Raw genomic sequence first — 12,483 nt, forward strand, 5'->3', positions numbered from 1 at the left:
GATTAGTCTGGTCAAATACACAAAGGCGAATAGGCGCGGCTCATTCATCTTCTATGTACTTAGGAAAGTGCATACTAGCGGGACTTTATTGCCCTTGAAAGTGAACGTTCGTCGCATGCGCAGGGTCTGAAGCACTAAACAACAATGGCTAGACCAATTAATTATACGCCACTTATAAGCTTCAGATTGCTTATACCAATTCTGTTAAGTATGTGATCAGATATAGCGCTGGATAAATGATGTGAAAACAAGGCGGAATTTTTCTTATGTAGTTATTCTACATAGGCGAGCAAGGCCGAAGCAATGCTTCGCAGCTTAGCGAGGTGAGCGCATAGATGTGCGATGTAACCAAGCTTCATGGATGTATTTAACCGCAAAGATAAACAGATCCTAGCTATTTAAATGGGTATTAAACGCCTGTTGCAAAATAAAGACAAAGACCGCAAGGAATAATATGTTATTTAGACGTCTGCTGTTATGCGCTTTGGTATTGGCTACCAGTGTGACCGGGGCCCGCGCGCAAAACTCTTTTAAGCTGCCCGACTTAGGCACCTCTGCATTACAGGCTATGCCGATAGAAAAGGAACGCATCATAGGCGATGTAATGATGATGCAAATTCGTGGCAGCTCGCCGGTGATCAACGATCCCGTGCTTGATGAATACCTGCGCGGCTTGGGCAACCAGCTGGTCTCCCACGCCGACGATATCCGCTTTCCTTTTTCTTTCTTCTGGATCAATAACAAGGAAATCAATGCATTCGCCTTCTATGGCGGCCATGTTGGCGTACATACCGGGCTTATCGCTCAGGCCGATAACGAAAGTCAGCTAGCCTCTGTACTAGGACACGAAATCGCCCACGTGACTCAGCGCCACCTGGCGCGCCGACTGCAACAACAGCAGGACAACTCAGGCCTGACCATAGCCGGCCTTATCGCTGGTGTGTTGGCAACCATGGTCTCTCCCGATGCCGGTCTGGCCATTATTACAGGCACGCAAACGCAAAGTGCGCTAAGTCAGCTCACCCATAGCCGCGGCGCCGAGCAAGAGGCGGACCGCATAGGTATGCGGACCTTGTACGAAGCCGGTTTTGACCCTAAGGCCTCGGGAGAGTTTTTAACCAAATTATCGGCACAAATTCGCTATAAGCAAAAACCGCCTATCTTCTTGCTGACCCACCCGCTGCCGCAAAGCCGGGTGAGTGACGTGCGTCTGCGGGCACAGCAATATCAAGACAGGCCCTATGCAGATAACCTGCTATTTCACCTTGCCAAAAGCCGGGTCATTGCCCGCTTTAATGGCGACAGTGAAAATGCCGAAGCCCAGTTTCGTAAGCTGCTCAAAGAGCACAGTTTTGGCGATACCTCGGCGTTACGTTATGGTTTGGCCTTAACCCTAATCGACCAAAAGAAGTTCGCTGAAGCAAAATCTCTGCTTGATGCACTCCTGCAAAAAGCCCCGGACAACCTTTTCTATCTCGACTCACTGACCGATTACTATGTGGGTAAAGGCGAGTCGGAAAAGGCCGTAGAGCATCTTCGCCCTTTCCATCAACTGCGCCCGAATAACCAGGTGATCACCCTGAACTACGCCCACGCCGCCATTGAGGCTAAACAGTACGAGCTGGCCGAAGACCTGCTACGCAGCTTTGCCCTGGAAAAACCCGAGCATATCCTGGCCAAGCAATTGCTGACCGACACCTACAAACATCAGGAAAACAGAGCCGCCTACCATGAAGCCAATGCCGACTTACTGGCCCAATATGGTGCCTATATGAAGGCCGCCGACGAGGTGCAAAAAGCGCTTAACCATATCGAGCCAAACGAGGCCCTTAAGCAAAAACGCTTAAAAGCCCTGCTTAGCCAATACCGGGCCATGCAAAAAGAGCTTTCAAGGCTATAAGTACACCCAGCCAACCTGGAAATTCTGCCAGGTTGGCTAATACCACTTCTCTTAAATAGCTAGTCATTCTAGTGAAGCTAAATATCATGCCCACATACTGGACAGAATTGGTATAAAAAACACCCCTCAGGTGGCGCGCCCCTACCCTTAACCGCCAGTATCTTTTACACTATCGCCATTATCTGTATTTAAGGAATTATTATGTCTGTCGTTATTTATCATAATCCGCGCTGTTCAAAGTCGCGCCAAACCCTGGCTTTAATTGAAGAGCAAGGCACGCCGGTCACTATCGTTAAATACCTGGAAGAAACGCCAAGCGTTGCAACTTTAAGCGAGTTAGTTGCCAAGCTGGGTTTTGGCTCGGCGCGCGAACTAATGCGTACCAAAGAAGACCTGTACAAAGAGCTGGAATTACAAAACGAGCAGGACGAGCAGGCATTGCTTAATGCCATGCACGCCCATCCTAAGCTGATCGAGCGACCTATCGTAGTTAACGGTGACAAAGCAGTGCTTGGCCGACCGCCTGAAAATGCCCTGGAGATCATTTAATGGCACCGATTTTGGTGCTTTACCACTCTCGTAGTGGCAGTGTGCAGGCGCTGGCGGAAGAAATCGCCGACAGCATAGAAGCACAAGGCTGCGATGTCTGGTTACGTTGTATCTGTGACGATGGCGCTCACCCTCAGGTGAGTAAGCAGGAGCTTATCGACTGCGCCGCCCTGGCCTTTGGCACGCCGACCCGCTTTGGTATGATGGCATCCCAGGCTAAATCGTTTTGGGAGCAAAGCAGCGATATCTGGCTGAAGGGTCAGTTGATCGACAAGCCCGCTTGCGTCTTTACCTCGTCAAGCAGTATGCACGGCGGTAATGAGACCACCTTGTTGCACCTAAGCATCCCCTTATTGCATCACGGCATGCTGTTGGTGGGTGTACCCTATGACGTGCCCGCTCTTAATGCCACTACCACAGGCGGAGCCCCTTATGGTGCCAGCCATGTTTCTGGTCTGGATAATAATTCCCAGCTCAGCAATGATGAAAAACAGATTTGCCAAGCCCTTGGTCGGCGTTTGGCTAATTTAGCGAGAAAACTCAATGACTAATATCGCCAAAAAGCCGCTGACTCAACGTTATCAGCGTCTGGCGCTGGTCGGTTATATCGGCCTGTTGCTATTAATGCCCCTGTGGCTGTTTGTCTTTTCGCCGCGCAGCGATTACAGCTTCGCCTTTACCTTTGGCCTGTATATAGTGCCCCTGCTCTTGCCCCTTAAAGGCATTATTCAGGACAAGCCCTATACCTATGCCTGGGCCAACTTTATCGTCATGATCTACTTTATTCATGGCTTTACCCTGCTATGGGTCAGCCCGGACGAGCGCCTTTGGGTGATATTGGAGCTGGTCTTTTCCAGCTGTATGTTTATCGGCTGCACCTACTATGCCCGTTATCGCGGTCAGGAGTTAGGCTTAAAAGTGGGTAAATTAAAAGACGATTTAGCCAATGAAAAGGCAGCGCAGGAATATCACCGCCAGAATCAGGATAAGCAATAACAAAAACGCCGGGCTACTCGCTCGGCGTTTTTAGTTTGGAATTATGATTTAGCCAATCATACCAATTCTGTTAAGTATGTGATCAGAGATAGTGCTGGATAAATGATGTGATAACAAGGCGGAATTTTTTTATGTAGTTATTCTACATAGAAAAATTCCAACGCAGTAAGCACGATATTTAGCCCACTAGAATGATTAGCTATTTAAGTGAATTGGTATCAGAACTTAGCCACCCAGCTGACTTAAGAATGCCAGCCCTACCACGCTCAGCAATGCCAATTGCGCCAACAAGGACAGCACAGAGCCCACCCTTAATAAGCCAAGCCCAAATGGATGACGCAACTGCGGATACAAGGCGCAGCGCTTTAGGCTAATAGCAAAGAATATCGCCACCACGGAGAGCATGGTAAAGACCATGGTCAGCTCGCTTTTATAGTCGATACCGTCATCAAAAAAGAAAAACAGTTGCAGCGGCAGGAGCAACATTACCAAGGCATGCAGGGCATGCACCTTGGCAATACGCATATACTGACCCTGAGGTGATAATTCCTTGATGCCAAACTCGCGCTCCATAAGACGCACTAAGGCCTTACGGTTTTGCTCCACCGCATAGCGATAGCAGCTCAGTCCGGCATTGTTTTTAGCATGGAAATTCGCACCGGCGCGCAGCAGCACGGTTAAACAATTGCCGTTGTCGGCGCCAACCGCATAGTGCAAGGCGTTGTTACCCTGATGGTCCTTGGCATCGAGCGATGCGTGGTTAAGCAAGGCTTCAATCACACTGACAAAGCCTTTCTCGGCGGCCAACATAAGTGCCGTTTGCCCTTGCTCGTTTTGTTCACTGCCCCGTGCGCCCTGTTCAATAAAGCGCATCGCCAGGCTTTGTTTGGCATGCTCACTGTGTAAATGAGCCAGTAAGGCCTGCTCTAACAGCTGTTGCAGATTCTCCTCATTAGAGAGGCACTGCAACAGGGTGAAAAAGTCATGGCCCTGGATAAGTTCGGTCTTCGCCGCTTCCAGTAAATCAGGCAAGTCTGCCGCACAATCCGGCAGATAAGGCTCCAGTTTAGGGCGAAAATCCACTTCCTGCCAAAGCAGCAAGATATCAGCGCTGCTCAGCTTTACATCGCGCTCCAACAGCTCCGCCAACAAAGAAAAATAGCGCTGCTCAAACAACAGCTTGGCAAGCGAAAGCGGTGATTCAACCTGAATTTGCGCATTAATATCGGCGTACTGAGCCAGGCGTGCAAGCAGCATTTCGCTGATTTGCTCGGCGGTGTAGTCATTGCTCAGGAAATATTCTTTAGCCGCCTGAATATAACGCAGAGCCTGCTCGTCAACGTCGCTGATATGCTGGAAAGTGCACTCTTCAAAAGGGTCACGCGGCTGCAGCCAAATTAGATAATACAGAGGTGGCAGCGTGGTGGTGCTGACCTCTTCCTCGATTTTTGTACTACAAGCTGGCCATGCTTCCAAAGCATCGAGTATAAAGGCGCCGTTTTGCTCAATAAGTCCTTTGAGTAATAACGGATATTGTTCCGGCCAAATTAGTACCTTTTCCATAGCCTATGAAGACTCCACTAAATCGTTCTAGATGTTGCATCGCAACTAGGTTGTCAGTTATAAAGGGCACTCCCTTACCCTGCACTTAATATAGCGGACACTGCAATGCAAACCTGGCATGTAATCCTGATCATCGTCTTGGTATTGGCGGTGATCTGGAGCAATATCGCACTGTTAAAATATTCGGCGAAAATGGACCTTAAAAAGTTCAATCAGGACCCTATCGAAAAGGCCAAACGCAGCCTTTCCGAAAAGGCCAAGCAACAGGACTCAAAGAGCGACGATAAAGAGTCCTAAAGCCTTGGTGTATGTGCCTAGGAAAACCCTAGGCTACCAGCCATTTTGCCATCAGGGTGATCACTGGCAAGGTGATCAGGGTACGCAAAATAAAAATTACAAAGAGTTCAAAAATATTCACCGGGATCTTACTGCCCAGCAAGAGCGCGCCCACTTCCGACATATAAATCAACTGGGTCACACTCATGGCCGCGATAATAAAGCGCGTTACTTCACTGTCGATATTCGACGCCGCCAAAATCGACGGGATAAACATATCGGCAAAACCCACCACTATGGTTTCTGAAGCCTTCACCGCCTCGGGAATACCCAAAAGTTCAAGATAAGGAATAAAGGGTTTACCCAGCCATTGGAATACCGGTGTATATTCAGAAACGATAAGCGCAAAGGTACCCACGGCCATTACCACAGGCAACACAGCAAACACCATATCCAGTGCATTGTGCAGGCCTTCTTCTACCGTGCCTTTGACTCCTTTGGCATGGCGCGCCTTATCAAGAGCCATATCCACTGACTGACGCCACAGGCTTTTATTCTCTGGCACCGCCTCGTTGTCGTCGCATTGGCTGGTGCCATCGACATAAATATTTTTCTTCAGGCTAAGAGGAGGAATACGCGGCAGAATCAGCGCACACACCACACCGGCCAAACACACGGTTAAATAGAAGGGCGCAAATAGATGCTCAAGGCGAACCTGACCTATAACCACAAAACAGAAGGTAATAGACACGGCCGAGAAGGTGGTACCGATAATGGCCGCTTCTTTTTGCGTATAATGCTTTTCTTCATATTGTCTGGCGGTCATCAAAATACCGACACTGCCATCGCCAAGCCAAGAAGCAGCGCAGTTTACGGCGCTACGGCCGGGCACACCAAACAAGGGTTTCATAATCTTGGTAAACAGGGTACCAACCAGCTCAAGCAAGCCGAAATTCAAAAGCAGTGGCAATAAGAAGCCAGCCAGAATAAACACGGTAAGCAGTAACGGCAGCAACTCAGTCAACACAAAGGCGCCAGTAGCGTCTGAGTAGATAGCCTTGGGGCCAAGCTGGAAATAGGTCATAACCACAAACACCATGCCCACAAGGCGCACAACCAGCCAGGTCGGGGTTACCAGGAAGAGATGGCGAATCATGGGCTTTTCAAACAGGGAGCGCGGTTGTATCAGGGTCATCAACAAGGATAACAGGCCGGTCATACAAATAATCACCAACAGCAAGGTGCTGGCGATGGGCGCTAGGGCTTGACGTAACATATCCGCCAAAATCGCCACGCTGATTTTTATCTGACCATCCCAGGGGATAGGCACCATAAAGAGAAAGACGCCGATCAGCGAGGGAATTAAAAACGTCAGTAAAGTGTTGGTCATTGACCGTGGCTGGCTTGTTGTCATAATCGTTACTTATTTTCTTTGTTATCTTTGGGCTGCCCTGCCTCTTTTAGCTCCAAATAAAAAAGGAAAGGTGACTCAACCCCTTTCCTTTTTTACAGCAAAATCAGATGATTACAGTTGAATCCCGCGAGCGCGCAGGGCCGTTACTAGGGCTTGCTGTAAATCATTCATGGTGCCGGGCTCAAGCACCTCACCGTCTTTATCCATCCAGGTAATGCTGGTACCGCCAGCTTTGGCGTTATCCAATAGAATCTGATATTGGCCGTCTTCTAAAGGCAATTGCATTGCCTCTTCACCCCAAATCGAATCCCATACACTAGATTCAGGCTGGGTGTAGTCGGCAATAATACGGCCTTTTTCGGCATCCACTTCAATAATAGTAAATTGTAGACGCTCTAAGAAGGCACTGAAGCGCTCTGACACCAGGTTTTTGTCCTGCTCGGTGATCAGCGCCGCATTGCCTTGATTATCAAAGCCTAAAGCCAGAGAGATAATGCCTTGGCGCTGGCGCAGTTCAACCTGTAACTGACGGTAGCGATAATCGAATTCGGCAATCGCGCCATTTAGGGCACGGGTTTCCAAGCGTTGTTGTAATAGCGGCGTTAGCGGCACTTGCTGCGAGCGATAATCAATCATCTCGGCACGCAAAGACGCAGTGCGCTGGTGATCTTTTTCTTCAACGGTAAACTTGTAGCGCTGCTCGGCAACGATTTCATCGTCCCATAACCAACCTTCTTCAACTTTTACGATAGAAAACCAATCACTTTCGATGCTGGTTTGTGACCTATTGGTCACAGGTGTGTTGTAGTTTTCCAGCACGCCTTCTACGGCCGCCAAAATAAACTGGTCAAGATCTTCAATACCATCGTTTTTATCGAAGTAAACCCTGGCTACCTTGTCGCCTTCTTCAATCCAGCTGCCCTGGGCAATAGGCATAATCTGCATTGGCGGCTTAACTGTCTTGGCGTCTTCGCTGTTATCGTAGCTCGCCACGTCCACCTTATAGGTAGGGTCCTGGCGCGGTGCATCGAGTCCCTGAGGGGTCACTAATGGCTGATTCGCCTGATAGTTACGCTTGTGGTGTGCCTCGTTGGTAAAAATGCCACAGCCACTCAAAGTGACTAAAGCACTCAAGATCAATACTTTAGGGATCCAATACTGCACGTTGTTGTTCTCCTTTACTCACCATTATTATTGTACGGACTTTGAGTCAGTGAGTGGTAATTGGTTCAGTGTCAGATTCAACTTAACAACGGCTTAGTTGTCTTGCCTATCATACCAAGGCGTTCAACCCGAGTATCGACACCCACACCAGTGTTGTGCTGGCGCACAGCAATGGCTTATAAAAATTTTCACTATGGTACTTTTACACGAGGTTAAAAACAAGAATGTCGCCATCGAAAAGGTAATAAAGCAAGGTACGGCTAAAAGTTGCCCTTTAAAACCCCGTTTATGCTACACTGCGCCGCCAAAAGATTGTTTTCATATAGCAAGGGCAAATCAATGGGCGAATTGGCCAAACAACAGTTAGTGATCACCGCAATTGGCGAAGACCAAGCCGGGGTGGTTAGCGCCTTAACGCAATTGGTCAGCGATTGTCACTGCAATATCACCGACAGCCGCATTGCCATTTTAGGCAATGAACTCACCTTTATTATGCTGCTGTGCGGCGATATGGCTGCCATTAGCCGAGTCGAGCACCTGCTGCCAAATAAAGGCATGGAGCTGGGGCTGTTGACCATGATGAAACGCACCTCCAGCCACACCGAAGAGCTTTTTAGTGGCGGTTATACCTTGGAATACATGGGTATAGACACGCCGGGCACCCTGAGTAAGATCACCGGTTATTTTGCCGAACACAATATCAGCATCTGCTCTTTAAAATCGGACACCTACGCGCAAGGCGACGACATTCAAATGCGCTGTGAACTCGAGTTTAATGTGCCACAAGAGCTTGATATTGATGCCTTTAAGGTGGCCTTTGAGGCGTTATCTCAGCGCCTGAACATAGATTATACTTTTAAGCGGATCAGATAAGGACGCAGCATTATGAACACCTTGCAAGCGGGCGATAAAGCGCCACTTTTCACCCTTGAGGATCAAAACGGCGAAGCGGTTAGCCTAGAAGCGCTATTAAAGAACCATGAAGTTTTAGTGTACTTCTACCCCAAGGCCATGACTCCAGGCTGCATAGTACAAGCAGAGCAACTGCGCGATCATAAGGCCGAGTTGGCCAAGTTCAATACAGTGGCTGTGGGTATCAGCCCGGATCCGGTGAAGAAACTGAAGAACTTTGAAACCAAGAAAGAACTTAACTTCCAGCTGTTAAGCGACGAAGACCACAAGGTGGCGGACGATTTCGGCGTATGGGGTTTGAAGAAGTTTATGGGTAAAGAGTACGATGGCATTCACCGCATCAGCTTTTTAGTCGGCCAAGACGGCAAGATTAAACATGTCTTCAATAAGTTTAAAACCAAGGATCATCACCAGGTGGTGATCGACTATTTGGCTGATAATACTTAATTAAAAAGACAAAAAACGCGGCTTAAGCCGCGTTTTTTATGTTTAATGAGCCAAGCCTAGTTAATCCCCAGATACTTATGCACCTGTACAGATAATCGCCAGTTTTTCTTGATGCAGGTATCTATGGCCAGTTTTGTTGCCTTGGCCTTTTGACTGATGGGCTGCAGATAAACCAGTCGCGGGTGCACACCTGTCACTTTAAACAGCTCTTCTAGCTCGTCCACATGCTTTTGCATCGCCACCGGATGTTTAATTTCATTGGCGCGCTTCATGGCGCTGGCCAGCACCTCATAACCACCGCGCATATTGATTTTCGGCGATACCGTCACCCAGGTTTGCGCCGGCACTTTGATTTCAAAAGTGCCGCTGGTTTCGACTTGGGTGCTGTAGCCATGCTGATGCAGAAGTTCACACAGCGGATTGAGGTCAAACAAACAAGGTTCACCACCTGTGATCACCACGTGCTTGGCGCGATAGCCACGGCTTTGGAACAGCGCCAAAATATCTTCGGCATCAGCCTTGGCCCAATGTTCGGAGTCGGACTTTTTTTCCACCGTTTGTTCCAAGGACACCACATAACTGTCTTTGGCATCCCAGGTTTGTTTGGTATCACACCAGGAGCAGCCCACAGGACAGCCTTGCAAACGCACAAAAATTGAGGGCGTACCGGTAAAACTGGCTTCCCCTTGGATGGTTTCAAAAATCTCGTTTATTTGGTACAAAAATCTAACCTGCTGCTAAAACTTAACAATCGCTCTTCACAAATACCCGGCCTAAAGCAAATGCCAACGGCGAATAATTGTGATCTAAGCTCAAACCCTGTAGTATACCGCGCCCTAACGTAAACCTCTATGATTAAAAGGCTCGCAGGCAAATGGCAGAAAAAGTCGTTGTAATATATTCCGGTGGCATGGACTCCTTTACCGTGCTCAATAAGGCACTTCGTCAAGGTCACGAGGTCTATGCCCTTTCCTTTAACTACGGCCAGCGCCATGTCAAAGAGCTGGAAGTAGCCAAGCAGGTATGCGAGCAACTCGGCGTTAATCATAAGATAGTCGATATTTCCGCAATTAATCAGTTAATTGGCGGCTCATCACTGACCGACGATATCGACGTGCCGGAAGGGCATTACGAAGAAGAAAGCATGAAGAGCACCATAGTGCCGAACCGCAATATGATCTTATTGTCTTTGGCGGTGGGCTACGCGGTGTCACTGAAGGCCAGCAAGGTATTTTACGGTGCGCATTCGGGTGATCACGCCATCTATCCGGATTGCCGTCCTGAGTTTGTGAAGAAAATGGACGATGTGTGCCGTATCGCCAACTATGACGAAGTTGAAATCGTTTGTCCTTATCTTGATAACAGCAAGATAGACATTCTCACCGACGGTCTGAAAATGGGCCTGGACTACAGTCAGACCTGGACCTGCTACAATGGCCGCGAGCAAGCCTGTGGAAAGTGCGGTGCCTGTCAGGAGCGTTTAGAAGCATTTGCCCTTAATAACGCCGTCGATCCCCTGCCGTACGAAGCTTAAGCCCCCTCTTTCTACCTAAGCCACTGATAATTTTGCCCCATCAGTGGCCTTGTGGCATTTTGCAGTTATACTGAGATTATTCTCGCTAGCAAGATATAGCCATGCTTATATACATGATATTACTGCTGATTATCGCAGCCTTAGCATTTAGCTTCGGCCTGCGCACGCAGCGCCGACAAGGCCAGCAACTCTCCAAGCTACAAGATCAATACCAGGCGGCAAGCCAGCAAACAGACACAATGTCAGCGCAAATCAGCCAGCTTAAAGAGCGGATACAGGTGCTCGAAGCCATAGTCACGGAGAAAGGATTTAGTGTCGAACAAGAGATAAATAACCTCTGAATTTAAGCCGTACAGTGCACCTAATATGACAAGACGCTCCATACTCCTGCTTATCTTGCTCAGCACCCTTTATTTGGGGGCCAGTGCCTTCGTGATCGAGTATTTTGCCCACCTCTATCAACAACAAGAGTATGTGGAAGAGCAACTCTACCTGCGTAAACAGTCGGCCTTGCTGCGTGCCAAACTTGAAACCACCTTGAATCAAGAGATCTTTGCCGCCGAAAGTCTGGTGGTTATTGCCAATATCAATCGCGAATTTACCGCCCAGCACTGGCAGCATATCGCCGCCCAATTGGTGGCGCGCTCGCAACTGGTGCGCAGTATCACCCTGGCTCCAAACAACATAGTCCAATATGTCTATCCCTTAGAAGGCAATCAAAGAGCCCTGGGGTTTGACTATCGCACCGATGAAAAACAATTTGCCGCCATAGAGCAGGCGCAACAAACTCAATCCGTGGTGCTCGCCGGACCATTCACTCTGGTGCAAGGCGGTGAGGCACTGTTGGCTCAGTTTCCACTGTTTGCCACCCCCGCCGATAAGAGCAGTTACTGGGGCACCCTAAGCCTGGTATTGGACATTACTACCCTTTATCATTTGCTGGAGCTGGACTCTCAGGAGCAGGTGCAATACGCATTAAAAAACACCGCCGAGGGCTCCCTGGTGTTTTATGGTGATGCCGACACCTTTACGCATGCCGATGTGATCTTGCCCTTACATCTTCCCAATGGTCGCTGGGCACTGGCGGCAAAGTTTAATGCCGAGCCCCAGCGTCATGCCACCCTTATTCGCGCCCTTGGGGCGCTCTTGTGCCTGGTGTTATTTGTATCTGTCGCCATCTTGGTGCGCGCCTACTTTTTGGTTAAGGCCACCTCCTTGCAAGACGACCTCACCCTGCTCGCCAACCGCCGTGCCATTATGCTGCATCTGGACGACCTCACCCGAGGCTCGGATGTACACAAGTACTTTGCCATTATCAATATCGATGTAAATGACTTTAAAGCGGTAAATGACAGCTACGGCCATGATTGTGGGGACGCACTGCTGGTGCATATAGCGAAGGAATTACAGCGCACCTTGCGCGACTCGGACATTATCGCCCGCCTCGGCGGCGATGAGTTTTTAGTGCTCTTACATCGTATCAACAGCGACGAACAAATTGCCGCCATAGTCGAAAAGCTGCGCCTGCATATTGAGAGCTCACCGCTAAACTATAAGGGCCATATCATATATCCATCGATCAGCTGCGGCTTTAGTTGCCACACCGAGTGCACCCTGGATATCGCCGCCCTGCTGGCACAGGCCGATAAACGCATGTACGAAGACAAGCAGAGCAATAAATTAAGCGGCAAAAAAACTGTAATTGCTTAAGTTAACGCTGGAGTGGCT

Annotated in this window: 14 protein-coding genes; 10 read left to right on the plus strand and 4 right to left on the minus strand. The window is 48.9% G+C overall.

Translation table 11 applies throughout. From position 1 onward, the window contains the following. Positions 1-454 precede the first annotated feature (454 nt). From C2M24_RS08920 to C2M24_RS08935, 4 genes are all read left to right on the plus strand, one after another. On the plus strand, positions 455-1,900 hold the full coding sequence (locus tag C2M24_RS08920) for a M48 family metalloprotease (protein WP_105214317.1): 1,446 nt from the start codon (positions 455-457) through the stop codon (positions 1,898-1,900). A gap of 201 nt (positions 1,901-2,101) precedes the next feature. Continuing rightward, entirely contained in the window at positions 2,102-2,449 is a 348-nt protein-coding gene (arsC, locus tag C2M24_RS08925) for an arsenate reductase (glutaredoxin) (protein ID WP_105201546.1), read from the plus strand. Continuing rightward, the gene (gene wrbA / locus C2M24_RS08930) at positions 2,449-3,000 is read left to right on the plus strand and encodes an NAD(P)H:quinone oxidoreductase (RefSeq protein WP_105214319.1); all 552 of its coding nucleotides are present in this window, start codon (positions 2,449-2,451) and stop codon (positions 2,998-3,000) included. Before arsC ends, wrbA begins: the two co-directional genes overlap by 1 nt. Next, entirely contained in the window at positions 2,993-3,445 is a 453-nt protein-coding gene (locus C2M24_RS08935) for a DUF2069 domain-containing protein (protein WP_105201548.1), read from the plus strand. Before wrbA ends, C2M24_RS08935 begins: the two co-directional genes overlap by 8 nt. A 225-nt stretch (positions 3,446-3,670) precedes the next feature. On the opposite strand, the gene C2M24_RS08940 is transcribed toward C2M24_RS08935, so the two are convergent. Beyond that, positions 3,671-5,008, minus strand: a complete 1,338-nt coding sequence (locus C2M24_RS08940; RefSeq protein ID WP_105201549.1) for an ankyrin repeat domain-containing protein — start codon at positions 5,006-5,008, stop codon at positions 3,671-3,673. A gap of 105 nt (positions 5,009-5,113) precedes the next feature. Between C2M24_RS08940 and C2M24_RS08945 the strand changes: the two genes are divergently transcribed. After that, positions 5,114-5,305 (plus strand): DUF2897 family protein, encoded by a 192-nt coding sequence (locus tag C2M24_RS08945; RefSeq protein WP_105214321.1) that lies wholly within the window; start codon positions 5,114-5,116, stop codon positions 5,303-5,305. Positions 5,306-5,333: 28 nt separating this feature from the next. Here the strand turns inward: C2M24_RS08945 and C2M24_RS08950 are convergent, their stop codons facing one another. Both C2M24_RS08950 and bamC read right to left on the minus strand, forming a co-directional pair. Beyond that, positions 5,334-6,674, minus strand: coding sequence for a YjiH family protein (locus tag C2M24_RS08950; RefSeq protein ID WP_442792508.1), 1,341 nt, complete (start codon positions 6,672-6,674; stop codon positions 5,334-5,336). Positions 6,675-6,809: 135 nt separating this feature from the next. After that, entirely contained in the window at positions 6,810-7,862 is a 1,053-nt protein-coding gene (gene bamC, locus C2M24_RS08955) for an outer membrane protein assembly factor BamC (RefSeq protein ID WP_105201552.1), read from the minus strand. 339 nt (positions 7,863-8,201) lie between these two features. Here bamC and C2M24_RS08960 point away from each other — a divergent pair, with 339 nt between their 5' ends. Both C2M24_RS08960 and bcp read left to right on the plus strand, forming a co-directional pair. After that, on the plus strand, positions 8,202-8,735 hold the full coding sequence (locus C2M24_RS08960) for a glycine cleavage system protein R (protein WP_105214323.1): 534 nt from the start codon (positions 8,202-8,204) through the stop codon (positions 8,733-8,735). Between the two features lie 12 nt (positions 8,736-8,747). Further along, a complete protein-coding gene (bcp, locus tag C2M24_RS08965; RefSeq protein WP_105214325.1) occupies positions 8,748-9,221 on the plus strand; it encodes a thioredoxin-dependent thiol peroxidase in 474 nt (157 codons plus the stop codon). A gap of 56 nt (positions 9,222-9,277) precedes the next feature. Here the strand turns inward: bcp and queE are convergent, their stop codons facing one another. Continuing rightward, positions 9,278-9,943: a 7-carboxy-7-deazaguanine synthase QueE gene (gene queE / locus C2M24_RS08970; RefSeq protein WP_105214327.1), complete on the minus strand. Its 666-nt coding sequence runs from the start codon at positions 9,941-9,943 to the stop codon at positions 9,278-9,280. A gap of 152 nt (positions 9,944-10,095) precedes the next feature. Between queE and queC the strand changes: the two genes are divergently transcribed. From queC to C2M24_RS08985, 3 genes are all read left to right on the plus strand, one after another. Then, positions 10,096-10,755 carry a 7-cyano-7-deazaguanine synthase QueC gene (gene queC, locus C2M24_RS08975; RefSeq protein WP_105189125.1) on the plus strand — a complete coding sequence of 220 codons (660 nt, stop codon included), beginning with the start codon at positions 10,096-10,098 and terminating at the stop codon, positions 10,753-10,755. 101 nt (positions 10,756-10,856) lie between these two features. Continuing rightward, positions 10,857-11,096 (plus strand): hypothetical protein, encoded by a 240-nt coding sequence (locus tag C2M24_RS08980; protein WP_105201557.1) that lies wholly within the window; start codon positions 10,857-10,859, stop codon positions 11,094-11,096. Positions 11,097-11,121: 25 nt separating this feature from the next. Next, on the plus strand, positions 11,122-12,465 hold the full coding sequence (locus tag C2M24_RS08985; protein WP_105214329.1) for a diguanylate cyclase: 1,344 nt from the start codon (positions 11,122-11,124) through the stop codon (positions 12,463-12,465). Positions 12,466-12,483: the final 18 nt, after the last annotated feature.

Origin of the sequence: Pseudoalteromonas sp. T1lg22 (genome assembly GCF_002964645.1) — a bacterium.
In the GTDB taxonomy this organism is placed as follows: Bacteria; Pseudomonadota; Gammaproteobacteria; order Enterobacterales; family Alteromonadaceae; genus Pseudoalteromonas.

Coding starts and splice junctions, on each gene's coding strand:
- C2M24_RS08920 (WP_105214317.1), top strand. CDS start 455: ATGTTATTTAGACGTCTGCTGTTATGCGCTTTGGTATTGGCTACCAGT.
- arsC (WP_105201546.1), top strand. CDS start 2,102: ATGTCTGTCGTTATTTATCATAATCCGCGCTGTTCAAAGTCGCGCCAA.
- wrbA (WP_105214319.1), top strand. CDS start 2,449: ATGGCACCGATTTTGGTGCTTTACCACTCTCGTAGTGGCAGTGTGCAG.
- C2M24_RS08935 (WP_105201548.1), top strand. CDS start 2,993: ATGACTAATATCGCCAAAAAGCCGCTGACTCAACGTTATCAGCGTCTG.
- C2M24_RS08940 (WP_105201549.1), bottom strand. CDS start 5,008: ATGGAAAAGGTACTAATTTGGCCGGAACAATATCCGTTATTACTCAAA.
- C2M24_RS08945 (WP_105214321.1), top strand. CDS start 5,114: ATGCAAACCTGGCATGTAATCCTGATCATCGTCTTGGTATTGGCGGTG.
- C2M24_RS08950 (WP_442792508.1), bottom strand. CDS start 6,674: ATGACCAACACTTTACTGACGTTTTTAATTCCCTCGCTGATCGGCGTC.
- C2M24_RS08960 (WP_105214323.1), top strand. CDS start 8,202: ATGGGCGAATTGGCCAAACAACAGTTAGTGATCACCGCAATTGGCGAA.
- bcp (WP_105214325.1), top strand. CDS start 8,748: ATGAACACCTTGCAAGCGGGCGATAAAGCGCCACTTTTCACCCTTGAG.
- queC (WP_105189125.1), top strand. CDS start 10,096: ATGGCAGAAAAAGTCGTTGTAATATATTCCGGTGGCATGGACTCCTTT.
- C2M24_RS08980 (WP_105201557.1), top strand. CDS start 10,857: ATGCTTATATACATGATATTACTGCTGATTATCGCAGCCTTAGCATTT.
- C2M24_RS08985 (WP_105214329.1), top strand. CDS start 11,122: ATGACAAGACGCTCCATACTCCTGCTTATCTTGCTCAGCACCCTTTAT.